Below are 24,644 nucleotides of genomic sequence, written 5' to 3'. Positions count from 1 at the left end.
GTACAAGGATTTTTGATGTTTCTATAGAAGGAGTGGTACCTGCTTCCCTTCAGGCTGTAGACCTTTCTGCACAATTTGGTCACCAGGTAGGAGGGGTAATTGTAGAAGAAGTAGAAGTAACCGATGGCCTTTTAGAGATTGTATTTATTCACGGTGCGGTAGAAAATCCATTAATTAATGGTATAGAGATTTTAGGGGTGCCTACCGAAAGTCTAAATTCCTCCTCGACCGATGTGACTAAAGTTCAAGAAGATATTTTGGATACCAACAATAATTATAAGGCCATACTGTACCCGAATCCAGCAAATTATGAGGTAAGTATTCAAATTTTAGATCCGGCCATAGTTTTACATGAAATATTTGTTTATAATTTTAGCGGTGTACTTTCAAAAACTTATATTTTTCCGGATAAAAATATTTCAGATATTTATAATCTGAATATCTCCACACTACCAACTGGAGTTTATATTTTAAAATTGAAAACAAACCAGAATACCTATATAGATTTGAAATTGATTGTAAAAAGATAACCAATTAAGGTCGCTCAAAATAATTGAATCTTTAGAAGATCAAGGATCAATTACATTCTTTTTTTGAATTGATATCAAAAAAAATGATTTCCAGATTTGATTAAATCTGGAAATCATTAGTTTAATTTTCTGTGGTGTGGTTTAATAACCAAAAGTCGAGATGACAGGATTTGAACCTGCGACCCCACGCCCCCCAGGCGTATACGCTACCAGACTGCGCCACATCTCGATTAAAACTTCAATTTATGAAAACAGCTGTAAATTCTGGTTTAATCTTATTAAATAGTGCTACATAAATTGAGTTACAAATTAAAGGGCTTATTTGTTATTTTCAAAATGAAAAGCTGGTTTTTTGGGGGCTTAATTGTATCTTATTTTTAATAAGCTCATAATCAGCATATACTTTTTAATGGTAGCTTAAAGTACGTACTACTTATTTTTAGTATTTAAAAGAATAATTAATTGAGATTCTATCCCTGATTCATCTCAAAATCAAGCAGTTTAAATTAGATGTTTTTGGATACTAAAAGATTTGTAAAAAAGCTTTGAGTTTTTCTGCTAATTTATGTCTATTGAATATTCCGTTTAATTTTTTCTATAGCATTTTGTATAGATTTATCGGGTTCTATAATATTGTTGCTTCCCCAGAATTGTATGTCTGTAAAACCCGATATATCATCGGCCATCACTACTGTTTTATTAAGAAAATTCTTATTTCTTTTAATACGGTCTTCGGTTTCGGGTTGCCAATTAGTTACAGCCATCTCAGAATTTACCTGATACCGCGAATTAAACAATTTGCGTTTCCAGTTTACTACAAAAAGTAGCTTTGCATTAGAATAGCCAAAATACCATTTGCCGTTTTGCTGATGATAATCTATGTCATATTCTACTTCAATGGGATAAACTTTGGTTCCTCCCGGTTTTTTATTTACAAACATCCTGGTGGCTGCCCGTCTATTATCTACATTCATATTTAGTTTTGCCCTTACCAGGCTTTGGGTTTCTGCATCAATAAAAAGAGTTCCATAAAACCAGGGCATATCTTTATTCCGGTCATTAAAACTTACTACATACAGGTAGCGATTATCAATTTGTGTGGGCTCCTCAAAGTTAAATTCATAATTTTCTAAATTCTGTTCATAAAAAAGATAATCGGGATATTTCATAACATCTATAAATAAGGTGTTAAATGGCCCACCACGTAATTTTAGGGCTAATGTGTCTAAGCGGTCATAATCGGCAGTTTTGCGAGCTTTAACCAATTCTATATCCTCATCGCCATAATGGCTATAAGGTTTTTTATGAATTTTTACAACAGCCTCGCTTAGGGAAACATTTCTGTTGCCTTTACTAATACTTTCTCTGTAGAAAGCAGTCATTTCGGTAGGGCGGTTAATATAATTTTCCCCACGATTTTCCAGCATATTATACACCAGTTTTCTGGCATCGCCGGCTTTATAAACTTTTATTTCAGAAAGCTCTTCTACTACAGGATTAAGGTAAATTAGGGTTCCTTTCGCTTTAAAATAGCTTAAAGGTAAGTTTTTACTAAGGTAGCCCAAATAGGAAATACTAACCGTGGCAGGAGCTAAACCCTTAGGTACTTTTAAGGAAAATTTTCCTTCAGAATTACTAATTGTAGAAATATTGGTCTCGTTTACCGATATATGAGCATTGGCAATGGTGTTTTTATTATCGGCATTAAGTACTTCACCTTTATATTCTACAAAATCCTGGGAATTGGTTTGTGAAAAAGCTTTTGTATCCAGGGATATATAGCCAATAAGCATACCCGAAACAACAAGTAGTAGGATTTTTATATTTTTCATAGCTATAAGGTTTTGATATTCATATTAATATACGAAAAAAATGAAAAAAATAATAATAGTAGATTTTATATTTAGAAAATAAATTGGGCTGTTTTGTTTGGTAGGAATTGATAATAAACTAAAAAAATAACTAATTTCGAAAACGAGGCATAATTACATTCATTTCGTCATTATGGGGCACGAGCATCATCAGCATTCTTCAGGAAAAAATCTTAAACTGGCGTTTTTCTTAAACCTGGGATTTACTATTCTTGAATTTATTGGTGGAATCTATGTAAATAGTATCGCTATAATTTCAGATGCGGTACACGATCTTGGAGATAGCCTTTCGCTTGGAACCTCCTGGTACCTGGATCATAAATCTAAACAAAAAAGCAATTCTAAATTTTCTTTTGGTTATAGAAGGTTCTCTTTGTTGGGAGCTCTTATTAACAGTGTAGTACTTATTGGAGGGTCTGTTTATGTTATTTATGAAGCGGTGGAAAGGTTGATGTATCCAGAACATTCTGATGCTCAAGGGATGATGTTTTTCGCCATAATAGGAGTGGCTGTTAATGGGTTTGCCGCCTATAAATTAAGCAGTGGTAAAACCTTAAACGAAAAAGTAGTATCCTGGCATTTAATGGAAGATGTATTAGGTTGGGTTGCGGTATTGGTGGTCTCTATTATTTTACAGTTTAAGGATATTCATTATCTGGATCCCGCGCTTTCACTTGCTATTACTTTATATATTCTCTGGAATGTATTTAAAAGGTTAAAAGAAACGCTTTTTATTTTTTTACAGGGAACGCCGCGGGATATTAATTTAAAGGAGGTAAGGGAGAGAATTGAAAGTATTAAGGGGGTTGCTTCTACACATCACGTACATATTTGGTCTCAGGAAGGTGAACACCACGTTTTTACAGCTCACGTTAAACTTCACAATGTAAATGGGTTTCAAGAATATTTAAAATTGAAGGCTGAAGTTTTAAAAACTCTCGAAACCTATAATTTTGAACATTTTACGGTACAGTTTGAATTGGATTCTGAAACCTGTATTTTAGAATAACGAGTACTTTATTTGATAATCCAAAATCCGGGGCTTACCTCGAAATAAAAGTATATATCCATAGTATGCCTCGTTCCCTTACCTCGTGGTAATTCACTTCACTTTTTGCCCGAAAATTTTGCCTTGTGCTTTATTCTGTTTAAAGATTTTTCTAATTAATTCGCTATCAGTATTTCAATGTTTTATTTACCTTTTCATCAATTATTGCTATCTAATGTTCATTAAAATCTTTGTATTTTTGAATTAACTAATTAACCTAAATATCTTCAGAACCCCCTAATTTAAAGCAAGGGAGTTTGAAGTCCTGTATTGCATACAGACTGACAAAACTTAATTATGGCGTGGTACGTTTTATATACCAAACCTAGAACCGAAAAGAAAGTGGCTCAACGTTTGGAAGAAATGGGAGTAGCAGTTTATTGTCCTCTAATCACTGAAATAAAGCAGTGGAAAGACCGTAAAAAAAAGCTAAAAAGCCCCCTTTTTAAGTCTTATGTTTTTATTCAATTAAAGGAACAGGAACGTAATTTGGTTTTTGATGTTCCTGGTGTGGTAAAATATTTATTTTGGCTTGGAAAACCAGCCATTGTAAAAGACGAAGAGATAGAAGTTATTCGGAAATGGTTGAATGGCGAAAATGTAGATGATGCAAAAGTAGATCGCTTAAATGAAGGTGACCATATAAGTATTAAAAGTGGTGTCTTCAAAAATCAGGAAGCCATTATTCGTGAAGTAGGTAAACGAAAAATGAGGCTTATACTTCCAAAACTGGGATGTACCGTAGAGGTTTTAACGAAAGAAGTGGTTTAAAAAGTAATAAGTATTGCACAGAAAAGTTATCTGTTGTCATGAACTTATAACTTAAGCTCCAAACTACTATATCCCTGTCCGTTTCGGGTAAGTTGTATCTGAGTTGCAATACGCTCTTTTAAAGAGGCCACGTGACTAATAATTCCAATGGTTTTTCCAGATTCAGCCTGTAATTTTTCTAAAGTATCAAGGGTTTGGTCAAGAGTTTCAGGATCTAAAGTCCCAAAACCTTCATCTATAAATAAACTGTTAATCTCAACATTTCTTGAAGCCAGATCAGATAAGGCCAACGCGAGCGACAAGCTTAGTAGAAAGGTCTCTCCCCCCGAAAGGGTTTTAACAGATCTTCTTTGTCCGCCCATATCTTCATCAATGGCAATCAGTCCGTCGTCTTCATCTTCATTTGCTTTATCTATTTTGTATCGTTCACTCAGGTCCTTTAACCTTTTATTGGCCAGGTAAATTAATTGCGAAAGCGTAAGATCTTGTGCAAAATCATTAAATTTTTTCCCCTGTCGGTCTCCAATAAGTGTATTTAAAAGTCGCCAACGTTTACTTTGTTTTTCCTTTTCTGTAATTTGCTTTTTCAGTTGCTTTAACCTGGCCAGGTACTCATTATTATTTCCAAGTTTTCTTCGCAATTCTTCACAAACTGACTGTTTGGACTTAAATTCCTCCTGTTTTTTAGATTGTTCAACCCTTAAATCATTAGTAGTACGTTCACTTTCATTTTCTTTAAACTGCTTTAATTGCTTTTGCAGAGTAGAAATTCCGGTGGCAACAATACTTTTTTCTTTTAAAATAGCATCTTTTTTATCCTTTAACTCCAGAAAATTCTGACCCGGCAATAAAGCCCGGAATGCATTTTCAATAGACGTAAATCCTTTTTCTGTAACTTCCGGTTCGAGCTTTCGTGATAGTGCTTCATATTTCTTTGACTGCTCACTTAAATTTTGTTTTTGTTCTTTTAGGTTTTCTCCAAGATATTTTTTTTCGTGATTTAAGGCGTTCCATTTATCTGTTAGCTCTCGGTGGTCGTTTAGGATATTATTTCCCGAATAATTGGCTTCCAATTGCCGCCTTAGCAATGTGCCTTTGGTCAAAATATCATTTAAATCTTTTAAAATTGGTAAACCGCCGGCAATAGCGGTTAGTTTTTGTTTTATTGTTTCAAAGGCATCTAGACTTTCAAGTTTTGAATTAATTTTTCCGATATAGTTTTCCCAATCAATCTCTTCACTAAAATTGAAATCGGGATATTTTTCACTAAATCGTTGCTTGTTTTCCGAAATGCGATTTTCAATTTCAATTAATTCTTTCTTAGCTTTTTGCAAAGAGTCTTTTATATGTTCAAATCTAGATTGAGCCTTTGTAAGTTTCGTGTTTTTATCTTCTATTTCTTTACTTTTTGCTGCTATTTTTATTTCAAGCTCATCTTCAAAATCCGGAACATGCTCAGAAAAAGGATGCTCTAAAGCACCACAAAGCGGACAGGCTTCCCCGGTTTTAAGCGACTTTCTAAGCTCTTCTAATTTTGCGGTTTTTAGCTGATTTAATTTTTTAAGTTGAAGAATTTCTAAATCTTTTTTTAATGAAGAAAGATGGTCTTTTTGTAGCGTTATGGTTTTGGGCAGGCTTTCAAATTCCGGTTGGTTAGCCTCAATATCTTTTTTGATTCTTAAACCGCTTTCTTCAAGTTGAAGTTTTCTTTCAGAAAATTGCCGTGCTTCACGCGTCTTTTCTAAATGGTTTTTTAAACGCAATTTTTCGGAACTCAGTTTTTCTAAATCCACTTCTTTTAGCGCAATTTCAAGTTGCTTTTTCTCCCGAAGTTTTTTAGTTTGAAGTTTTTCCAACAGTTCCTTCCCGGTTTTTAAATCATGTTCTGGAAAGTCGATTTTTAATTCTCTTACTTCAGCTTTAAATAGCTGTAATTTACTTTTATATTCCAGTCCAAGTGAGTTTTTTTCATCCTGAAGTTTCCCTATTTTTTCGGTAAAAAGATTCAGTTTCTGTTTAAGGTTTTCAGCCTGAACATCTTCCTGAACAAATTCTTTTACCTGTTCAATAAAACTGCTGATATTCTTTTTAGTATCATTAATCTTTAAGGACGTCTTTGCCAGGTTGCTATCTAAGTCTTTTAATTCTTTTTGAAATCGGTTCCAGGATTGTAATTCTTCGGCAATACTTTGTATTTTTTCGTGCCGGTTGAGACTCGTACCGTATTCACTTTCAAATTCCTTAAACTGCCGATGCAGATTAACTTCCTGCTCCTCTAATTTATTGATTTCTTTTTCCTGTTTCCCGATGTTTTCTTTTAATTCTAATTGTTTTTCAATAAGCTTTAGGTCTTTTTGTAAAGCTTCGGTATCAGCGGTATTTTCTTTTAAATCTTTATTGAAATTTTCAAGATCTTCTTCAGAAAGTAAATAGGATTCAAAGAGCTTTATTTCATTTTGCTGGGCTTCAATTTCTTTAGTTTCGGCTTTAAAACGTTCAAAAGCCATCATACCTAATTGACGGTAAATGCCTGTACCGGTAATTTTTTCCAGTAGTTCGCCACGTTCTTCTTTTTTAGCCGAAAGAAATTTGGCAAAATCCCCCTGTGCCAGTAAAACCGACTTAATAAACTGATCGTAATTTAAACCGATTAACTCTTCATTTTTAGTAGGAACTTCAGATTTTTTAAGGTCTAATAACGAGTTATCTATAAGATTGGCAATTTCCATATTGTAATCGTTGAGATTGCCATTACGGTTTATTTCTATGCTCCAGGAAGAGGTAAAACGACCTGCTCCCGTTTCATAAGTTACTTTAGCATAAGCTTCTTTTTGGTTTCGGGTAAGGATAGCGCCTTTTTCCCTAATCTCTTTTTTACTAATCTTCCCAAGCCGGGGCACCTGGTTAAAAAGTGCCAGCGAGATTACATCTAGAATGCTGCTCTTTCCACTTCCGGTGGGGCCTGTAATGGCAAAAAGCGTATTTCCAGAAAAAGGAGTTGCTTCAAAATCTATGAAGTTCTCACCTTTTAATGAATTAATATTTTTAAAGGCTATATTTAAAATCTTCATAGGTTAAGCTTTTTTAGATTGGTGAACTTCCTCAAGAATTTCATTAAAAGCACTCATTAAATCTTTTCTGGTTTCTTCATCTTCTTCCTGTACTTCTACTAATTTTTTAAAGACATCTAAGGGTTGCAGATCTTCTAGTTGTTTTTTTTCTTCATAGAGTTCGCCGCTACCACTTATTTTATTTTTAAAACTTGCGCGATGCTTTACAATCTCATAGCCTTTAACCTCAAAATTACCCACTAATTGATCTAGTTCAAATATTTTGTTAGCATCAAAATGTTCTTCTTGAAGTTCAATTTCAATTAAAGAAGGCAGGCCTTCCCGGTCTTTTAATTCCCCTAGTTTTTGTTGAAGTTTTTCCAGGTTTCCGGTTATTTTTATTAATGCTCTAAAGCCTGGTATTTCTATACTTTTAGGCTCCCAATTGTTTTCAGTGTCCAATAGAAGGATTCGGTTTTTATTACTGCGTTCACTAAATGAAAGTGGAATAGGGGAACCGCTGTAAAAAGTGGGAGTGGCGGCATTTACCCTTTGTGGTTTGTGAATATGTCCTAGTGCGATGTACTTATAATAATCGCCAAACTGAAGCGCATTAAAAGCCGCCTGGTTTCCAATTTGAATATCACGCTCACTCTCTGAAGTTTCTGCACCGGCCGCAAAAAGATGCCCCATAGCAATACAGTCTACTTCCGGAAATTTGGTTTTGCAAATCTTAGCGGTGTCCACAAAGGTTTGTTGAATTCCTTTTCGTAAAGCTTCTAATCTATCTTCATAAGAATTTCCCTGGGAGGCTGTTCTTAAATCGGCATCCCGTAAATAGGGGATAGCTGCAATAAGAAGTTCGGTTTCGTTTTTACCATTTTTAACAGGAATAATGCACTCTGAAAGTTCTTGAGGCAAACCGCCAATAATATGTATATCTAATTCCCGCAACACTTCCTGAGGCGCATTTAGCATAGTAGGGGAGTCGTGATTTCCGCCGGTAAGTATTATTTTGCAGTCCAGACGCCTTAGCTTCATTAAAGCTTTAAAGTATTGTTGCCTTGCTTCCGAAGAAGGGTTGGCTAAATCAAAAATATCTCCCGAAACCAATAATACCTTTACATCGTTCTTAATAATACACTGGCAAAGCCAACTTATAAAAAGGTCAAAATCGGGTTGTAAACTATGCTTATGCAGTTTTTTACCTATATGCCAATCGGCGGTATGCAAAATTTTCATAGGATTCGATTAAAAATTGTGCTGGAGTGAAAGCCCGAAAATAATAAAAATTGATCGTTTAAATGATTCCATTTCATCTTGAATATTTTTACTTTTAAGTATTTAAGAAATTTACCTGCTGGCAAGGCAAAGAGCTATTTAATTGAATAGCTGAACTTCGGCAGGTCTTTTATTATTAAATATTAATTATTGAGCAAATGGCCGATGCTATGGAAAAAAATCCTCATCAAAAATACGATGCCCTTGAAGAAAAATTAAATATTATTTCTCACGGTTTTGGCCTGTTTTTAAGTGTTCTTGGACTCATTTTATTAATTATACGAGCTAGTAAACTTGGCGAAACGGTACACCTTGTAAGCTTTAGCATTTTTGGGGCGAGTATGATTTTATTGTACGCGGCTTCTACGTTTTACCATAGTGCAACCAAAAAGAGTCTTCGGTATAAATTAAACATCCTGGATCATGCCTCTATTTATGTACTTATAGCCGGAAGCTACACCCCTTTTGCACTTGTAACTTTAGAAGGCTGGATAGGCTGGACAATTTTTGGGGTGGTTTGGGGGTTGGCCCTCACCGGAATTATTCTTAAACTTTTCTTTACGGGAAAGTATAAAACCCTGTCTACTATTATGTATGTTTTAATGGGATGGATTATTGTTTTAGCCATCAAACCTTTATACGATAATTTAAGTTCGGGAGGTTTATGGTGGCTATTTGGTGGCGGAATTTCTTATACTATTGGGGCTGTATTGTTTAGTTTGGATAAAGTGAAATTTAACCATGCTATTTTTCATATTTTCGTACTTTTTGGAACCTTTTGCCATTATCTTTCAATTTATTTTTATGTGTTGCCCGGATAGACTTTCCATCAAAAACATATTTAATTATCAATTTAAACACTAATTTTAGCTTTTAAAAAACATCATTATAATATTTATAAATAGCGGAAACTAGTATATGTTACAGGAATTAAAAGATGCTTACGGTTTTATTTTTGAAGATAAACTTATTGAAGAGATTAATAGTGTAGGCCAACTTCAATTCAAAGCAAAAGGCGAAAAAATTATAGAAATTGGCGATTATGTAAAAATGATGCCTTTATTGATTGAAGGAGCTATTAAAATAATGCGTGAGGATAAGGAGGGCGATGAACTTTTGTTATATTTCCTGGAACGTGGTGATACCTGTGCCATGACGCTTTCCTGTTGTCTAGGTCAAACCAAAAGTGAAATAAGGGCTGTAGCTGAACGCGATACAAAATTAGTGATGATTCCTATTGAAAAAATGGAAGAATGGACTTCTAAGTACAAGTCCTGGCGTGATTTTGTTTTTGCAAGTTACCAGGCTCGTCTCACAGAAATGCTAGACACCATAGATACCATTGCTTTTATGAATATGGATGAGCGTTTAATGAAGTATCTTGAAGATAAAGCAAAAATTAACCAAAATGAAGTAATTAGCGTTACCCACCAACAAATTGCTTACGATTTACACACTTCCAGGGTGGTTATTTCCAGGTTGCTCAAAAAACTTGAACTAGACGGAAAGATAAAACTTCAAAGAAACAGTATAGAAGTCATGGCACTTTAGCCTTCTGTAACCCTTGTTACTGTAAAGACCCCATATTGCAATTAATTTTGCATAAACTTAAAAATAGAATATGGAAATACTAGGTTACTTTGGAGCATTAATTATTGGCGTTGTTTTAGGCTTAATTGGTGGTGGAGGCTCTATACTAACCGTTCCTGTGCTGGTTTATTTACTGGCTGTGAACCCTGTAACGGCTACAGCTTACTCTCTCTTTGTTGTAGGTACTTCTGCCCTGGTTGGGGCGCTTAAAAATATGCAAAAAAAACTGGTAGATTTTAGAACTGCTATTGTGTTTTCTATTCCTGCTTTTATAGGCGTATATGCGACACGAAAATATATAGTGCCTGCTATTCCAGAATCATTATTTAGCATTGGGGATTTTGAAATCACAAAAAACATCGGGATTATGTTGTTTTTTGCGATTATCATGATTCTGGCTTCAGTTTCTATGATTCGTGAAAACAGAAAAAAAAGGTCAGAGCCAGTGGCAGTAAGTTATAACTATCCATTAATTATAATTGAAGGTATAGTAGTAGGGGTGTTAACCGGGATTGTGGGTGCCGGTGGCGGATTTTTAATTATTCCGGCCCTGGTACTTCTGGCTAAATTGCCCATGAAAAAAGCGGTGGCCACTTCATTATTAATTATTGCAATTAAATCGCTTATAGGCTTTATTGGTGATGTTCAAAATATGAATATCAACTGGGCGTTTTTAGCTATTTTCACGGGACTTTCTATGATAGGAATGTTTATAGGGATATATCTCAATAAATTTATAGACGGAAAAAAATTGAAGAAAGGTTTTGGTTGGTTTGTCTTACTTATGGGAATCTATATAATCTGGGCAGAGATTTCCTAGAATTTTATAAGCTTAGATGAGAACAAAATTGAAATAATATCAATACTTCATTAAGTATCTTTTTTTAAACTCTAAAGGTGTTATCCCTGTTTTTGATTTAAAAAATTTAGAGAAATAGGCATAGTCTGAAAAGTCAAGTGTAAATGCGGTGTCTGCAAGATTTCCATTAGAATGTACAATTAAACGTTTTGCTTCCAGAATTATTCTTTCGGAAATTAATTGGCTAGTCGTTTTATTTATTGTTTTTTTTACCACTCTGTTAAGATGCTTAGTGGTTATGTTTAATTTATCGGCATAAAATTTAGGGAATTTCTCATTATAGAAATTCGTATTTATTAAATTCTCCAGAGTAGCAAGTATGTTGGGATAATTTGAGGAACTAAGTTTTTCTAAATCAATATTAAGTGTGTAGATTCTCGTTAGCTCTATATAAATGTTGTTAAGTAAGTTTACAATTTTTAGTTCCCTTAGAAGGTTCCTTTGTGAATACTCTTTATAAACTTCTAGAAACTTAAGCTGTAATTCATAATTTTTCTGGGAATCTAGTTCTATTACCGGAGGATTTTGATACGAATAAAAAAACGGAAAAGAAAAAAGCGTATGCTCCAAAAACTTAAGTTCATAAAACTCTTGAGAGTGAAAAAAGATAAATCCTTCGGGAGCTGTTTTAAATTTCCAAAAATGCGTTTGCCCCGGCTTTAAAAAGAAAACCATGCCGGGTTTTATAGTATAAGAATTAAAGTCAATTTCGTGCGTTCCGGTACCTTCGGTAAAAAGTACACACAAGTAGAAGTTATGACTATGTGGTTTATTAATCAAATTCTTATTAATCTGTATATGGTTAGAGAATGTATTTACATATACATCATTTATGGAGGCAGATTCTTTAAATTGATTAATATTTAAAATTGGTATTTCCATACAAATGTCCTAAAAGTACAAAATGTTGCGAATATATTGCAAGGATAACTCTTAAGTACTGCTTTATTTTTGCGATAAAATAAATGCTTTTATGAATAAAGTTATAAATGCTTTGCAATGTAAATGTCCTAATTGTAAAAAAGGTAACATTTTTAGGAATAGTGGAAACCTACTTTTATTGAGATTTCCCAAAATGAATGATTTGTGCCCTGTTTGCAATTATAAATTTGAGATAGAAACCGGCTTTTTTTTTGGAGCCATGTATGTAAGTTATTCTCTTTCTGTAGCACAAATGATAGCGAGCCTTGTATTGTTTTGGTGGCTTATTGATTTATCACCTTTAAGAGTTTTCTTTATTATTGTTCTAGTCGCATTTTTGTTGTGTACGGTTAATTTCAAATTATCAAGATCTATATGGATTTATCTGTTTTTCAGGGATTAAATAAAAAAGCCGTTGTATTATGTATGATGGAGGCTTAGGGATTCAATTCGGCTCCATGCAATTTTGGCCTATAAAAATAGCATCAAATTCTTATTCAGCTATTTTTTGATACACTCTAAAATGAATAAGAACAATTGTGCCTAAAGTATCCAAAATATGCCGATTACCGTCAGGATACCGCCAGGTTTTTCCCTAAATTTATGGGTTCAAAATTGAAATTTCTTTACACCTTAATTCGAAACTAAAAGTTGATGGAAAATTTAGATTACGCCCGTCTACAAATGGCCTTTACCCTTGGCTTTCATATTATATTTGCCTGTATTGGTATGGTTATGCCATTTTTTATGGTATTATCGCATCATAAGTGGCTTAAAACCAGAGATCCTATCTATAAAAGATTAACTATGGCCTGGCTAAAAGGAGTTGCCATTTTTTTTGTTACCGGGGCAGTCTCTGGTACCGCCCTTTCTTTTGAACTTGGAATGCTATGGCCAGAATTTATGAAGCATGCAGGCCCTATAATAGGGATGCCTTTTTCTTTAGAAGGTGCTGCATTTTTTGTAGAAGCCATTGCGCTTGGATTTTATCTCTACGGTTGGAATAAATTGCCCGAGAAATTTCATTGGTTTACCGGGATAATTATTGGTATTTCGGGTGTGGCTTCAGGTATATTGGTAGTTTCGGCCAATGGGTGGATGAATGCCCCTTCTGGCTTTGATTATATTAATGGCGAATTTACCAACATAGATCCTGTGGCAGCCTTGCTAAATCCTGCCTGGTTCACCCAAGCATTGCATATGACTTTAGCTGCGTTTGTAGCCACCAGTTTTGGGGTAGCCGGGGTGCATGCATTTCAAATTTTTAGAAAAAGAAATGTAGAATTGAACACTAAAGCTTTTAAAATCGCAATTGTTTTTGGGGCAATAGCTGCTTTCCTACAGCCTCTTAGTGGAGACCTTTCTGCAAAAGATGTAGCCGAACGCCAACCGGTAAAATTGGCAGCTATGGAGGCACATTATGAAACTAAAAAAGGTGCGCCACTTTATATTGGAGGGATAGTAGATGAAGAAAATCGAACAGTATCCCATAAAATTGAAATCCCGAAAGCTTTATCCTTTCTGGCATTTGGTGATTTTGATGCAGAGGTAAAAGGATTAAACGATTTCCCCGATGATGAGCTGCCTCCGGTTGCTATTGTTCATTACGCGTTTCAAATTATGGTAGGGATTGGGACTTTATTGATTTTTGCCGGACTTATTTATTTCATAAGTCTAAAAAAGAAAAACTGGCTTCATAGCAAATATTATTGGTTACTCTTTATAATAGTGGCACCCTTGGGCTTTGTTGCTGTAGAAGCCGGTTGGGTAGTTACCGAAGTTGGTCGCCAACCCTGGATAATTCACCAAATTATGCGTACAGAGGAAGCAGTGACACCAATGCCGGGTATGAAATATAGCTTTTTCTTTTACTTGTTCTTGTATACAGTTTTAGGATTAACGGTTACCTGGTTAATGAATCGACAAATAAAATCCCTAAATCAAACTAAAGATTAATTATGCTGTACGTAGTTTTATTTTTTCTGTTGTTTTCATTGCTCCTGTATGTGTTGCTTGGTGGTGCCGATTTTGGTGCCGGAATTGTAGAACTCTTTTCTTCTGCAAAAAACAGGGAACAAACCAAGGATACCATTTATAGGGTTATGGGGCCAATTTGGGAAGCAAATCATATTTGGTTAATCATTATGCTTGTAATTTTATGGGTAGCATTTCCGGCCTACTTCAACATTATGATAATATATTTACATATTCCCTTAACCCTGGTGTTGTTAGGAATTACCTTGCGTGGGGTTGCTTTTGTTTTTAGACATTATGATGCCGTTGTAGATGGTTCCCAATTTTGGTATAACTGGCTTTTTAGAATAGGAAGTTTTGTAACCCCGGTATTTTTAGGAATGTCTTTTGGAACATTAATTGGCGGTAAGATTATTATTACCGAAGATTATGAAAACTATGGGTTTTACGATCTTTTTATGCAACACTGGCTTAATATTTTTAGTTTGTTAGTGGGCTTATTTTATGCTGCGCTTTGTGCGTTTTTAGCTTCCACGCTTTTAATTGGAGAGGCCGATGGCAAAGCCCGAAAACACTATGTGAAAAATTCAGCTTTTTTTACTTCGGTTTTGGTAGGGCTGGGATTTATATTAATTAGTTTTGGATATCTCAACAACGTAAAATTTATAAAAGATTTTATACATAACCCGGTTTCCCTGGCGTGTGTAGCGCTATCTGGAGTTTTGTTAATTCCACTCTGGAAAGCTATTAAAAAGGAATATAGAATTGCCAGTAGATATCTGGCCATTTCCCAGGTTATTTTAATTCTTTTTGCAGCACTTTATGCTCATTTTCCCTATATTATAATTACTTCAGATAAGGAAGTAAGTCTGTTGGAAAATCTTGCGCCAGATGCTACCATTAGTAACCTGGCAATTATGCTCTTAATTGGTGGTTTTATAATTTTACCGGGCCTTTTTCATTTAATGCGTTCTTTTAATATGATTAAAGTACTTGAAAAACCTCAAAAAAATAACTCTAAATAATTCAGCTATGAATGAAGCAGAATCACATTGGCAAAATGTATATACAAAGAAATCTTATCCTGAAACAAGTTGGTACCAGAAAAAACCCGGTACTTCATTAAGTTTTATTCAGGAATTGGAACTGCCCTTTACTTCTAAGATTATAGATATTGGTGGAGGAGACTCTAATTTGGTAGATTTTTTATTGAAAGATGGTTATCGCGATATTTCAGTGTTGGATATCTCTAAAGCATCTTTGGAAAAGGCAAAAAACCGATTAGGGGAGGAGGCCGAAAAAGTAACCTGGATAAATGCCGATGTCACTTCATTTAAACCTACAAAAACTTATCATCTCTGGCACGATAGGGCTGCTTTTCACTTTCTAACGGAAGACCAACAAATTGAAAATTATTTGCAAATCCTGGAAAAATCGGTTATTCCCGGGGGTTATGTGATTATAGCAACCTTCTCAAAAAATGGGCCCGAGAAATGCAGCGGCCGTACTATCAAACAATATAATGATGAAGATCTCAAAAATTTATTGGCAGATAATTTTAATCTTCTAAAGAGTAAAAATATAGACCATACAACCCCAACAGGAGCCGTTCAGAATTTTACGTTTTGTTGCTTTAGAAAAAAATAGAAAACATTTAAAATTATCCAAATAAACAAGGCCGGATGAAAAGCTTATAGAATCTTTATTATTCCCCCAATCAGATTGACGATAACAGGCTTTTCATCCGGTCTTTTCTTTTATTAGCACCGCAAAAGGGTATAACACCCCGAGGTGGTTTACTTAGTGAAACTCATAGTTTGTGCCGGGTACGGTTGAGAATGATTTTTCTCCCAAAAACTCACAGTAAGACCTACCATCTAAACCTGGCGAAACAGGGGAGTTTTTTTGTAGGTACTCTTCTACCACTTCATGAATAGTATAATCTTTTACCTCTACATCTTTTACGTTTGGCATTCGGCATAAATTATCTATGGGGTCACCGGGGCGCACACAAGCTGAAATAGTATAATATTCCTCTTCTTGCATTTCTTCTCCGTTTACAGTAACCGATTGTATGCGTTCTCCTTTTTCATTTTGAGAATTAAAATCTACTTCCATGCCAGAGAATCTTACTAACCAACCGCCGAAGCGTTCGGTGGGGTTTTGGGCAAATGCATTGTGCATTTCATTCTCCAACCAATCTTTTATTTGTTTTCCACTGGCTCTCCCGGTTTTTATTTTTTCGTTTACCGGAAGCAAATTCCATAAATTGGCCCGGGTTATGGGAGCAGGCTCACCATTTTCTGGTACTATTGGATTTCCAAAACGAAAACCGTTAGAAATAGAGATATCGGCACCGGTTTTCCACCTTGCTGCATCGGTAATCATATTATCCATAGGGTTTTCTGCCGTTAAATATCGGTAAAGTGGGGTTGTGGTATAACCAACCACAGTTTCTAAATGTTCTTTGTAAGGTGCTTTTGCCTCTTTTACCAGTTTGGCAATTTCGGGGTCGGCCGGATATTTTTTAGGGTCTACTTCTATCAGTTCATACTCCTCATCTACAATTTCTCCATCCTTAAAGTATAGGTTAAGCTTTCCTACAAACGAACCAAATGCACCTGGCTCGGTTACTTTGGCATATTTGCCCTTAATGGGTTGCCTAACACGTTCGTGGGTGTCATTCCCAAAAATATAATCTACATCTTTGGCAATTGGGTTGCTGGCCAATTCTACCTGTTTAAAAATACCAAAATGGGTCACCAGGAACAGGGCATCAACTTTTTCCTCTTTTTTTACTTTCTGAATCAATTCTTTTACACCATCTTCCAATCCGCTAAAGTCAATGCCTTTACTAAAAATAGGGTTTTGCCTTACAGGAACATCGGGGTCATTTATTCCAATAAAGCCTAGTTTTACACCTTCAATTTCTTTAATCCAATAAGGAGGAAAAAGCTCTTTTTTATCTTTTTCGTGAAACATATTTTGAACAATAACAGGAGTTTCAAAGCCCTGCAAAACGTCCATCATTATTTTCTTGCCATAAACTACTTCCCAGTTTCCGGGTACAATAAGGTCATAATCCATATTTTTAATAATTTCTGGGAATATTTTTCCCTCAGAAAGTGCTGCATAGCCACTTCCCTGGATAAGATCGCCACCGTCAAAAATTACTGTATTAGGATTGTTGGCCCGTTCTTTTTCAAATAAGGTCTTAATATGTGCCAAACCACCACGTTCTTTAAATACAATTTCTTCATTTTCCCAAAACAATTCCGGGTGGGCATCTAATTGCCCATGAATATCTGCGGTTTGTAAAATGGTAATTTTAGTAGCTTTTTCTTTATTATTTTCCTGATCTTTCTTCTCTGCATCTTTACACGAGGCAAATAGCCCAATGGCTATAATCCCGGAAAACAAGAATGAGAGTTTCTTTATTCTTTTTTTGAAATTCATATGATAAGTATTGTTTTAAACTTTAATCAACCAGTATTATTAGCAGTTTTAGCTATAAGGGCTGAGACCCTAAAGCTCTATACTGTAATAATTTTTATTCTTCTGCAATTGTAAAAGATGGGTAAATGCATGGTTAACCACCTTTATATGCGGGTGTAGATCTTTGGGATTAATGTTTAGGTGATTTATAGAGAGTTTACAAACATAAATTTGTACACCCGCAGCCTCAGCTTTTTTGGTATAGCTGTCCATTTGCTCTTTATTTGTTAGTCCTTCTACATTACTGCCATAAAGCACTATCTGAAAATCGCCAAACTTGTTTCCGTCTTCTTTTTCTAAAGCTTCCGCAGTAAATATAATGGGGGTTAATTGTGGAATCTTTGAGGTTAAAACCACATAATTGTTTTTATTGGATGCTGGTTGGGTTTGTGCAAATCCCGAACCTCCCAAGATTATTAAAATGAATAGAATTCCTATTTTATTCTTCATCTCTATTATTTTATTTCGTTAAAATCAAATTCTTTTATAGCTCTATACTTGTATATCCTTTTTTCTGAAGTTGAAAATTATAGAGAATGCCATTTTCCACAATATCCATTTCAGACGGAATTTGTTTAGGGTCTACACCAAATTTATTGAGAGAGAATCCACAGGCCTTAAGACTAATATCCAGTTCTTTTGCCTGTTGAACAAAGCCTTGCATTTGGTTTTTATCGGTTAAGCCTTTTACGGTCTTACCGCAAACAATAATCTGAAAATCACCAAAATGATGTCCATCTTCTTTCTGTAATTCTTCTACTGTAATTAAAATAGGTTTTAGCTGCGGAATTTTTTTGGTTAAAACCACATAGTTGTTTTTTTCAGGATTGTAATTTTGGGCTTGTGAGCCTACAGAGAACAGCATAATTAAGGCCGTGAATATTAAAATTGAATTTTTCATTTTTGATAAATTTTATGGCTGAAGCAGCCGATTATATTTTTGTTGTTTGTTGATCTTTAAAATTGTTTAGGATAAAAAACAGGAGTCCGCCGGCAATGGCGATGTTTTTAAAAAGTGGCCCCAGGCTCGTAATTTGTCCAACCTGTACGGTAAGGGTTATAGGGATTAGAACAAGCATTAGAATTATTGCTGCCCAGCGTGTTTTAAAGCCTATTAGAAGGCCAAAACCTGCAATAAGCATAACTACACCAGACAGAATTACCAATATTTCGGGGTTTCCAAAAAAATAGGCGACTCCTTTAAAATTGGCTTGATCTATTCTTTTTACTGTTTTTTCGATATTAAGTAAATGATGTAAACTGGCCACGAGAAATATCCCGCTGAGCATCACCCTTAACAATTGAATAGAGCGACGACTCACTAAAATTTGTGAATTCATAAAACTTTAGAATTAGTGAATAATAATAGGTTCCGGGAAAAGGTCCCAGATTTTATATCATGTATGTCACTAATGCCTTTGGAGGGGGATAGTCTTTGGAGAAATAGCTGGAAATTACAGCTGGGTTTTGATAATTAAAATCGTGAAAATTATTTTTAATCTCCTGTCCAGGTAAATAAGGACTGCTAAAATAAAAGAAGCTATTGCATACAGCATCACTGGATATGACCAAAACAGAAGAATCCTGACTTAAAATATCGTCGGTAGTTTGTTGGGCACTTTTCTTACAAAAGGGATTTATCAATGCAATGCCTTCGGCATCCATTACGCTGTGAAGCATTCGGGCATCCAGTACCAGGAATTTTCCGAGGAAAATAGCGGTAAAAAAAATTACTATGTAAGTCTTGAATTGCATTTAAGGCGCGAAGATAAAACAAACCGTAGAAGCTATTTGTTACAAATGTTACAAATAGTTGTTAAAGAATATAGGCCTTAGAATTCTATTCAACTTTTAAAAGAAGAACTTGTTGTTGGGTGAAGCTGTCTGAAAATGTTTTAAAACCGTCATCTTAAATTTATTTAAGAGCCTGCCCCGATTCTTTATCGGGGATCTAACGTGTTGGTAATTAAAAACATGTTAAAAGCTGAAACAAGTTAAGCTTGACGAGAATAGACTTTTCAGACAGCCTCTAATCTATTAGTGTATATATCCCGGAACTAATACAGCCTTTAAACTTTTAAAATCATATTATTGGCACCGCCAAAGGTTTTATTACCCCGGGGCTTGCATGAAATTAAAAATTTGTTTCCAACGAATGCCTCGTGGGCTTGCCCCGAGGTAGTTTACAAAGTTGCTTTATGGCAACTGTAACAAAAGTTACTGCCCGAAGTGTAAGATTATTATATTTTTGCTGCAAGAAATTTTTAACTGTTTGGAAAAGTACATTCAAATAATAACCAATTCTTTTACCGGATATTTTAATTATTTGGTAAATGAAATTAGTAATCCATCCTGGACCAATTATTTTTATTGGCTTATAGGATTGTCAGTTTTGGTTTGGTTGCTGGAAATAGTGATTCCCTGGAGAAAAGATCAAAAGCTTTTCCGTAAAGGGTTCTGGCTGGATACGTTCTATATTTTATTTAATTTTTTTCTGTTTTCGTTGGTTGGCTATAATGCACTTTCTAATGTGGCTGTAGAATTATTTAATGATTTTCTGGGGCTTTTTGGAATTACCAATATTGTAGCTATAGAGGTTCAGGATTTTCCGGTTTGGGCGCAGTTGCTAATTATGTTTGTGATTGCAGATTTTATACAATGGAACGTTCATAGGCAATTGCATAAACAGCCCTGGCTATGGGAATTCCATAAAGTACATCACAGCGTAAAGGAAATGGGTTTTGCAGCACAGTTTAGATTTCATTTTATGGAAACCATAATATATAAATCGGTGCAGTATATTCCCTTGGCTATGATAGGATTTGGAATTCAGGAGTTTTTTGTAGTACATATGTTTGCAGTCTTTATAGGACATCTAAATCACGCCAATGTAGGTTGGAACTATGGGGTATTTGGGTATCTTCTCAACAATCCGAAGATGCATATTTGGCATCACGCAAAAGCGCTTCCGGAAGATAGGCCATACGGTATGAACTTTGGCTTAAGCCTTAGTATTTGGGATTTTTTATTTGGCACGGCCTATATTCCGAAGGAAGGCAAGAGTATAGAACTGGGTTTTGAAGGAGATGAAGAATTTCCTGAAGACTTTAAAAATCAAATGGCTTTTCCATTTAGAAAAAGTAAAGTGAAGAATCAATTTAATAACAATAAAAAAAGTATATATAATGAAAATAAAACAATTTAAAGACGAAGCCTTAGCGCATTATTCTTATGCCCTTGTAAGTAATGGTGAAATGGCACTGGTAGATCCCAGCCGTAATCCTATGCAGTATTACAAATATGCCGAAGAAAACGGGGCGAAAATTGTGGCAGTTTTTGAAACGCATCCGCACGCCGATTTTGTAAGTGGGCATTTACAAATCCAGCAAGAAACCGGTGCTAAAATTTATATCAGCGAGAAAGTTGGGGTAGACTATCCACATACAGCTTTTGATGAAGGAGATGATGTTAAAATAGGCAGTGTTAGTGTAAAAGCCTTGCACACGCCGGGTCACTCGCCAGATAGTTTAACTTTTATAGCTGAAGAAAATGGTGAAACAGCTATGTTTAGTGGAGACACCCTGTTTATTGGTAATGTAGGAAGACCAGATTTACGCGAAAAAGCCGGGAATATGAAGGCAAAACGCGTAGAATTGGCAAAGCAAATGTACCACACCATGCAAAACAAGTTTACTCATTTGCCCGATGATACTTTAATTTACCCGGCACACGGTGCAGGTTCCCTTTGTGGGAAAAATATGAGTGATGCTTCTTCCAGTACCTTAGGTAATGAGCGACAGGGCAACTGGGCTTTTAAAGACCAAACCGAAGAAGAGTTTGTAGCAGAAATCTTAAAAGATCAGCCTTTTATTCCTTCTTATTTTGGGTTTAATGTAGACTTGAATAGAAGTGGTGCTTTAAATGTACAAAAAGCAAAATATGGCGTGCCGGTAAAACTTAATGTAGATGAAGCACCAGAAGAGGGGGTAACTGTTGTAGACGCTCGTGATGGAGATGTTTACAAAAAAGGTCATCTATCCAACAGTATCAATATTATGGCCAGATCTCAAGGTGATAAATACGAAACCTGGCTGGGTGCAATTATAGAGCCCAATGAAGCTTTTTACCTGGTAGTTGAAAGCGTAGATCAAATTGATGATTTATTGGAAAGAACTGCAAAAATTGGTTATGAAAAGCAAATGAAAGGTGTATTAACTTTATCTGAAAAAGCTTCTAAAACTTCAGATAATTTCGACCTGGAAGATTTTAAAGCAAATAAAGAAAACTATACCATTGTAGATATTAGAAATGAAGGTGAAGTTGCAGAAGGTAAGATTTTTGAAGATGCGGTAGCTATTCCATTAAACGAACTAAGAAACCGTGCCGACGAGCTTCCCGAAGGTAAACCTTTTATGGTGCATTGCGCAGGTGGGTATCGTTCGGCTGCCGGAAGCAGTATTCTTGAAAATAAATTCAAAGATGCTAAAGTGTACGATTTAAGCGAAGCAATTAAAGAGTTTAGCGATAAATAATTTTTAGGCACTTATTTAATCAAAAATCCCCGTAAAATTATTCTCTACGGGGATTTTTTAATTTAAAGGGAAAAATCTATTAATTCATTTCTACAAAATTTCCTTTTGAATCAAATTTCAGTTCATCTCCATTTTCCAGTTTAACTTCGTGTCCTTCTTTATCCATTTCATATTCTATAATTTTAATATTTGAATGGTTTTTAGTTATGTAACCAGCAATATTAAGCGGTAAAGCTGGTGCAGGAATTCCGCTTTTACACTTTATTTCAGTCGGCTGGTTATTCTGGTCGAAACTAAGTTCGGTACCTTCAGACATTTTAATTTCAAATTTTTCCCAATTATCTCCTTTATCAATTTCTACAGTTTTAATTTTTTCATTCGGAAAAAGTTGCGAAACGTAGGCCGATACCATTTCGGGTAATTCAGATTTTTGAGCATGCCCAAAAGTGATTCCTAAAAATACCAATAAGCCTGTTAAAAATAATTTTTTCATAATTCTTAGTTTTTTGGTTTTACCCTAAAATAAGAAATGTAATTCAGGATTATTTTAAACTTTTGTGAATTTATACCGGGTAATTCTGATTTGTCTTTAAATTAGTTTCAAACGATTTTCTATATTTACAAAACAAGCTTCAAATTAAATTTGAAAAAAGAAACTATGGATAAAAATTATAAGGTTACCGTAAATGATGCCTATACATTTGAATTTACTAAAAACCAGATTGCTTCTCTAGATACTCAACAAATTACAGATAAACATTACCACTTATTGCAGGAAAACCGCAGTTTTAAAGCTGAAGTTGTTTCCAGAGATTTTCTGCAGCGACAATACAATATCAAAATTAATTCTAATACCTATAAAGTGGCCATTTCTAACGAGTTGGATTTACTTATAGAAGAAATGGGGCTTTCCCTTGGTGCTGCCCAAAAGGTCAATGATCTTAAAGCACCAATGCCGGGACTTATCCTTGAAGTAAATGTTAAGGAAGGTGATACGGTAAACGAAGGAGATTACCTGTTGGTTTTAGAGGCCATGAAAATGGAGAATACACTTGTAGCTCCCAGAGATGGAGTAGTTAAATCTGTTTCAGTTCAAAAAGGGGAAACCGTAGAAAAGAATCAGTTGTTAATTGAAATGGAATAATTCAGAAAATAAGGTTTAAAAAGCTTTTACTGAATTTAAATTCAAAATTATTAAAATGAAGAAAATATTAATAGCAAATAGGGGAGAGATTGCACTTAGGCTTATGAAGACCATTCAAAAAATGGGAATTAAAACCGTTGCCATTTTTTCTACAGCCGACAGGAATGCACCCCATGTAAAATTTGCCGACGAAGCCGTTTGCGTTGGTGAAGCACCGTCTAACGAGTCGTACCTTAAAGGAGATAAAATAATTGAAGTTGCGAAAGATTTAGGGGTAGACGGCATTCATCCGGGGTACGGTTTTTTAAGTGAAAATGCCAATTTTGCCGAAAATGTTGAAAAGAATGGTATTACCTGGATAGGTCCCGGCTCTAAAGCCATTAAAATTATGGGAAGTAAACTGGCCGCTAAAGATGCAGTAAAAGCATACGATATCCCTATGGTTCCCGGTATAGATAAGGCCATAACCAATGTGGATAAAGCCAAAGAAATTGCCAGGAAAATTGGCTTTCCTATTCTTATAAAAGCCTCTGCCGGTGGTGGGGGAAAGGGAATGCGTATTGTAGAAGAAGAAAAAGACCTTGAAGACCAAATGAAACGCGCTATCAGCGAGGCAGAGTCGGCTTTTGGTGATGGGGCCGTTTTTATCGAAAAATATGTTTCATCACCCAGGCACATAGAAATTCAGGTGCTGGCCGATTCCCACGGAAATTACCTTCATCTTTTTGAACGTGAGTGTAGTATTCAACGTAGACATCAAAAAGTAGTAGAAGAAGCACCCTCGGTGGTGTTAGACTACAAACTGCGGAAACAAATGGGAAAAGCAGCCGTAAAGGTGGCAAAGGCCTGTGATTATGTAGGTGCCGGTACGGTTGAATTTTTATTCGACGAACATAAAAACTTCTATTTCCTGGAGATGAATACCCGTTTGCAGGTAGAACATCCCGTTACCGAATATATAACGGGGATAGACCTGGTAGAGCAGCAAATTAAAATAGCCCGGGGCGAAAAATTAAATTTGCTACAGGAAGACTTAAAAATTAGAGGACACGCAGTTGAACTTCGAGTGTATGCTGAAGACCCTATGGATAATTTTATGCCAAGCGTAGGTAAATTGAAAAAATATACTATTCCAAAAGGAGCAAATATTCGGGTTGATAATGGTTTTGAAGAAGGGATGGAAGTTCCTATTTATTACGACCCCATGTTGTCAAAATTAATTACGTACGGGAAAACCCGTGAGGAAGCAATTCAATTAATGCTGAAGGCCATACATGAATACGAAATTGAAGGGGTAATGACCACGCTTCCTTTTGGTAAGTTTGTTTTTGAACATGAGGCATTTAGAAGTGGAAACTTTGATACCCATTTTGTAAAAAAGTACTATACCGCTGAAAAACTTGAAGATGAAATTCAGGAAGAAGCAAAACTTGCGGCATTGGTAGCTTTAAAAAAGTACCTTGAAGATAAGCAGCAATTGCGTATCCCTCAAAACTGAAATAATAATTCTTTTTGAGTTAGCATAAAGCATCTCTTGTCCATAAAATATTAAAGAAAAAATCAATTTCGAGTGATAGC

24 protein-coding genes and 1 tRNA gene are annotated in these 24,644 nt (G+C 35.2%); 14 read left to right on the top strand and 11 right to left on the bottom strand.

The genetic code is table 11. The features are described from left to right. Window positions 1-530, top strand: a 530-nt coding sequence (locus I6U49_RS01615; RefSeq protein WP_198627325.1) for a T9SS type A sorting domain-containing protein, incomplete at its 5' end; no start/stop codon positions are given. A gap of 155 nt (window positions 531-685) precedes the next feature. Here the strand turns inward: I6U49_RS01615 and I6U49_RS01610 are convergent. Together I6U49_RS01610 and I6U49_RS01605 are read right to left on the bottom strand one after the other, a co-directional pair. After that, window positions 686-759: transfer RNA gene (locus I6U49_RS01610), tRNA-Pro, on the bottom strand. A 340-nt stretch (window positions 760-1,099) separates the two neighbouring features. Further along, on the bottom strand, window positions 1,100-2,362 hold the full coding sequence (locus I6U49_RS01605) for a carboxypeptidase-like regulatory domain-containing protein (protein WP_193709759.1): 1,263 nt from the start codon (window positions 2,360-2,362) through the stop codon (window positions 1,100-1,102). Window positions 2,363-2,534: 172 nt separating this feature from the next. On the opposite strand from I6U49_RS01605, the gene I6U49_RS01600 reads away from it, so the two are divergent. Together I6U49_RS01600 and I6U49_RS01595 are read left to right on the top strand one after the other, a co-directional pair. Continuing rightward, window positions 2,535-3,410, top strand: a complete 876-nt coding sequence (locus tag I6U49_RS01600; RefSeq protein WP_198627324.1) for a cation diffusion facilitator family transporter — start codon at window positions 2,535-2,537, stop codon at window positions 3,408-3,410. Between the two features lie 336 nt (window positions 3,411-3,746). Then, window positions 3,747-4,220, top strand: coding sequence for a UpxY family transcription antiterminator (locus I6U49_RS01595; RefSeq protein WP_193709757.1), 474 nt, complete (start codon window positions 3,747-3,749; stop codon window positions 4,218-4,220). Window positions 4,221-4,264: 44 nt separating this feature from the next. Here the strand turns inward: I6U49_RS01595 and I6U49_RS01590 are convergent, their stop codons facing one another. Beyond that, a complete protein-coding gene (locus I6U49_RS01590) occupies window positions 4,265-7,291 on the bottom strand; it encodes an SbcC/MukB-like Walker B domain-containing protein (RefSeq protein WP_198627323.1) in 3,027 nt (1,008 codons plus the stop codon). 3 nt (window positions 7,292-7,294) lie between these two features. Continuing rightward, window positions 7,295-8,512, bottom strand: a complete 1,218-nt coding sequence (locus I6U49_RS01585) for an exonuclease SbcCD subunit D C-terminal domain-containing protein (protein ID WP_198627322.1) — start codon at window positions 8,510-8,512, stop codon at window positions 7,295-7,297. A 209-nt stretch (window positions 8,513-8,721) separates the two neighbouring features. On the opposite strand from I6U49_RS01585, the gene trhA reads away from it, so the two are divergent. From trhA to I6U49_RS01570, 3 genes are all read left to right on the top strand, one after another. Beyond that, window positions 8,722-9,372, top strand: coding sequence for a PAQR family membrane homeostasis protein TrhA (gene trhA, locus I6U49_RS01580; RefSeq protein WP_193709754.1), 651 nt, complete (start codon window positions 8,722-8,724; stop codon window positions 9,370-9,372). Between the two features lie 97 nt (window positions 9,373-9,469). After that, a complete protein-coding gene (locus I6U49_RS01575; protein ID WP_198627321.1) occupies window positions 9,470-10,102 on the top strand; it encodes a Crp/Fnr family transcriptional regulator in 633 nt (210 codons plus the stop codon). 70 nt (window positions 10,103-10,172) lie between these two features. Then, a complete protein-coding gene (locus I6U49_RS01570) occupies window positions 10,173-10,961 on the top strand; it encodes a sulfite exporter TauE/SafE family protein (RefSeq protein WP_198627320.1) in 789 nt (262 codons plus the stop codon). Between the two features lie 39 nt (window positions 10,962-11,000). Here the strand turns inward: I6U49_RS01570 and I6U49_RS01565 are convergent, their stop codons facing one another. Next, entirely contained in the window at window positions 11,001-11,882 is an 882-nt protein-coding gene (locus I6U49_RS01565) for a helix-turn-helix domain-containing protein (protein WP_198627319.1), read from the bottom strand. A 91-nt stretch (window positions 11,883-11,973) separates the two neighbouring features. Here I6U49_RS01565 and I6U49_RS01560 point away from each other — a divergent pair, with 91 nt between their 5' ends. The 4 genes from I6U49_RS01560 (at window position 11,974) to I6U49_RS01545 (ending at window position 15,542) form a co-directional block, all read left to right on the top strand. Beyond that, window positions 11,974-12,324 (top strand): DUF983 domain-containing protein, encoded by a 351-nt coding sequence (locus tag I6U49_RS01560; RefSeq protein ID WP_193709750.1) that lies wholly within the window; start codon window positions 11,974-11,976, stop codon window positions 12,322-12,324. A gap of 251 nt (window positions 12,325-12,575) precedes the next feature. Next, window positions 12,576-13,877: a cytochrome ubiquinol oxidase subunit I gene (locus I6U49_RS01555; RefSeq protein WP_198627318.1), complete on the top strand. Its 1,302-nt coding sequence runs from the start codon at window positions 12,576-12,578 to the stop codon at window positions 13,875-13,877. A 2-nt stretch (window positions 13,878-13,879) separates the two neighbouring features. After that, window positions 13,880-14,920, top strand: coding sequence for a cytochrome d ubiquinol oxidase subunit II (locus tag I6U49_RS01550; RefSeq protein ID WP_198627317.1), 1,041 nt, complete (start codon window positions 13,880-13,882; stop codon window positions 14,918-14,920). A 7-nt stretch (window positions 14,921-14,927) separates the two neighbouring features. Beyond that, window positions 14,928-15,542, top strand: coding sequence for a class I SAM-dependent methyltransferase (locus tag I6U49_RS01545; RefSeq protein ID WP_198627316.1), 615 nt, complete (start codon window positions 14,928-14,930; stop codon window positions 15,540-15,542). A gap of 153 nt (window positions 15,543-15,695) precedes the next feature. Here the strand turns inward: I6U49_RS01545 and I6U49_RS01540 are convergent, their stop codons facing one another. The 5 genes from I6U49_RS01540 to I6U49_RS01520 all read right to left on the bottom strand — a co-directional run bounded on the left by I6U49_RS01540 (window position 15,696) and on the right by I6U49_RS01520 (window position 19,145). Next, complete coding sequence (locus I6U49_RS01540) at window positions 15,696-17,351, bottom strand: bifunctional metallophosphatase/5'-nucleotidase (RefSeq protein WP_198627315.1); 1,656 nt, start codon at window positions 17,349-17,351, stop codon at window positions 15,696-15,698. Between the two features lie 69 nt (window positions 17,352-17,420). After that, window positions 17,421-17,840, bottom strand: coding sequence for a DsrE family protein (locus I6U49_RS01535; protein WP_198627314.1), 420 nt, complete (start codon window positions 17,838-17,840; stop codon window positions 17,421-17,423). A gap of 34 nt (window positions 17,841-17,874) precedes the next feature. After that, window positions 17,875-18,291 (bottom strand): DsrE family protein, encoded by a 417-nt coding sequence (locus tag I6U49_RS01530; protein WP_198627313.1) that lies wholly within the window; start codon window positions 18,289-18,291, stop codon window positions 17,875-17,877. A 31-nt stretch (window positions 18,292-18,322) separates the two neighbouring features. Then, on the bottom strand, window positions 18,323-18,730 hold the full coding sequence (locus I6U49_RS01525; RefSeq protein WP_193709743.1) for a DoxX family protein: 408 nt from the start codon (window positions 18,728-18,730) through the stop codon (window positions 18,323-18,325). Window positions 18,731-18,782: 52 nt separating this feature from the next. Beyond that, window positions 18,783-19,145, bottom strand: a complete 363-nt coding sequence (locus tag I6U49_RS01520) for a hypothetical protein (protein WP_198627312.1) — start codon at window positions 19,143-19,145, stop codon at window positions 18,783-18,785. A 517-nt stretch (window positions 19,146-19,662) separates the two neighbouring features. Here I6U49_RS01520 and I6U49_RS01515 point away from each other — a divergent pair. Continuing rightward, complete coding sequence (locus I6U49_RS01515) at window positions 19,663-20,595, top strand: sterol desaturase family protein (protein WP_198627311.1); 933 nt, start codon at window positions 19,663-19,665, stop codon at window positions 20,593-20,595. Next, window positions 20,576-21,922: an MBL fold metallo-hydrolase gene (locus I6U49_RS01510; protein ID WP_198627310.1), complete on the top strand. Its 1,347-nt coding sequence runs from the start codon at window positions 20,576-20,578 to the stop codon at window positions 21,920-21,922. The genes I6U49_RS01515 and I6U49_RS01510 overlap by 20 nt, the downstream gene beginning before the upstream one ends. A gap of 79 nt (window positions 21,923-22,001) precedes the next feature. Here the strand turns inward: I6U49_RS01510 and I6U49_RS01505 are convergent, their stop codons facing one another. Next, complete coding sequence (locus I6U49_RS01505) at window positions 22,002-22,415, bottom strand: PepSY-like domain-containing protein (RefSeq protein WP_198627309.1); 414 nt, start codon at window positions 22,413-22,415, stop codon at window positions 22,002-22,004. A 165-nt stretch (window positions 22,416-22,580) separates the two neighbouring features. Here I6U49_RS01505 and I6U49_RS01500 point away from each other — a divergent pair, with 165 nt between their 5' ends. Both I6U49_RS01500 and accC read left to right on the top strand, forming a co-directional pair. After that, a complete protein-coding gene (locus I6U49_RS01500) occupies window positions 22,581-23,066 on the top strand; it encodes an acetyl-CoA carboxylase biotin carboxyl carrier protein subunit (RefSeq protein ID WP_198627308.1) in 486 nt (161 codons plus the stop codon). Between the two features lie 55 nt (window positions 23,067-23,121). Then, window positions 23,122-24,564, top strand: a complete 1,443-nt coding sequence (accC, locus tag I6U49_RS01495) for an acetyl-CoA carboxylase biotin carboxylase subunit (protein WP_198627307.1) — start codon at window positions 23,122-23,124, stop codon at window positions 24,562-24,564. Window positions 24,565-24,644: the final 80 nt, after the last annotated feature.

The organism is Salegentibacter maritimus (genome assembly GCF_016236915.1).
Classification (GTDB): domain Bacteria; phylum Bacteroidota; class Bacteroidia; order Flavobacteriales; family Flavobacteriaceae; genus Salegentibacter; species Salegentibacter maritimus.
Note: the sequence above shows the minus strand (reverse complement) of the source record. Positions and strands in the feature narration are given on the sequence as shown.

Excerpts from the sequence above, each read along its gene's own strand:
- I6U49_RS01560 (WP_193709750.1), top strand. The coding sequence starts at position 11,974 with ATGAATAAAGTTATAAATGCTTTGCAATGTAAATGTCCTAATTGTAAA.
- I6U49_RS01540 (WP_198627315.1), bottom strand. The coding sequence starts at position 17,351 with ATGAATTTCAAAAAAAGAATAAAGAAACTCTCATTCTTGTTTTCCGGG.
- I6U49_RS01600 (WP_198627324.1), top strand. The coding sequence starts at position 2,535 with ATGGGGCACGAGCATCATCAGCATTCTTCAGGAAAAAATCTTAAACTG.
- trhA (WP_193709754.1), top strand. The coding sequence starts at position 8,722 with ATGGAAAAAAATCCTCATCAAAAATACGATGCCCTTGAAGAAAAATTA.
- I6U49_RS01565 (WP_198627319.1), bottom strand. The coding sequence starts at position 11,882 with ATGGAAATACCAATTTTAAATATTAATCAATTTAAAGAATCTGCCTCC.
- I6U49_RS01575 (WP_198627321.1), top strand. The coding sequence starts at position 9,470 with ATGTTACAGGAATTAAAAGATGCTTACGGTTTTATTTTTGAAGATAAA.
- I6U49_RS01500 (WP_198627308.1), top strand. The coding sequence starts at position 22,581 with ATGGATAAAAATTATAAGGTTACCGTAAATGATGCCTATACATTTGAA.
- I6U49_RS01605 (WP_193709759.1), bottom strand. The coding sequence starts at position 2,362 with ATGAAAAATATAAAAATCCTACTACTTGTTGTTTCGGGTATGCTTATT.
- I6U49_RS01595 (WP_193709757.1), top strand. The coding sequence starts at position 3,747 with ATGGCGTGGTACGTTTTATATACCAAACCTAGAACCGAAAAGAAAGTG.
- I6U49_RS01505 (WP_198627309.1), bottom strand. The coding sequence starts at position 22,415 with ATGAAAAAATTATTTTTAACAGGCTTATTGGTATTTTTAGGAATCACT.
- I6U49_RS01550 (WP_198627317.1), top strand. The coding sequence starts at position 13,880 with ATGCTGTACGTAGTTTTATTTTTTCTGTTGTTTTCATTGCTCCTGTAT.
- accC (WP_198627307.1), top strand. The coding sequence starts at position 23,122 with ATGAAGAAAATATTAATAGCAAATAGGGGAGAGATTGCACTTAGGCTT.
- I6U49_RS01510 (WP_198627310.1), top strand. The coding sequence starts at position 20,576 with ATGAAAATAAAACAATTTAAAGACGAAGCCTTAGCGCATTATTCTTAT.
- I6U49_RS01530 (WP_198627313.1), bottom strand. The coding sequence starts at position 18,291 with ATGAAAAATTCAATTTTAATATTCACGGCCTTAATTATGCTGTTCTCT.
- I6U49_RS01570 (WP_198627320.1), top strand. The coding sequence starts at position 10,173 with ATGGAAATACTAGGTTACTTTGGAGCATTAATTATTGGCGTTGTTTTA.
- I6U49_RS01585 (WP_198627322.1), bottom strand. The coding sequence starts at position 8,512 with ATGAAAATTTTGCATACCGCCGATTGGCATATAGGTAAAAAACTGCAT.
- I6U49_RS01545 (WP_198627316.1), top strand. The coding sequence starts at position 14,928 with ATGAATGAAGCAGAATCACATTGGCAAAATGTATATACAAAGAAATCT.
- I6U49_RS01535 (WP_198627314.1), bottom strand. The coding sequence starts at position 17,840 with ATGAAGAATAAAATAGGAATTCTATTCATTTTAATAATCTTGGGAGGT.
- I6U49_RS01525 (WP_193709743.1), bottom strand. The coding sequence starts at position 18,730 with ATGAATTCACAAATTTTAGTGAGTCGTCGCTCTATTCAATTGTTAAGG.
- I6U49_RS01555 (WP_198627318.1), top strand. The coding sequence starts at position 12,576 with ATGGAAAATTTAGATTACGCCCGTCTACAAATGGCCTTTACCCTTGGC.
- I6U49_RS01590 (WP_198627323.1), bottom strand. The coding sequence starts at position 7,291 with ATGAAGATTTTAAATATAGCCTTTAAAAATATTAATTCATTAAAAGGT.
- I6U49_RS01520 (WP_198627312.1), bottom strand. The coding sequence starts at position 19,145 with ATGCAATTCAAGACTTACATAGTAATTTTTTTTACCGCTATTTTCCTC.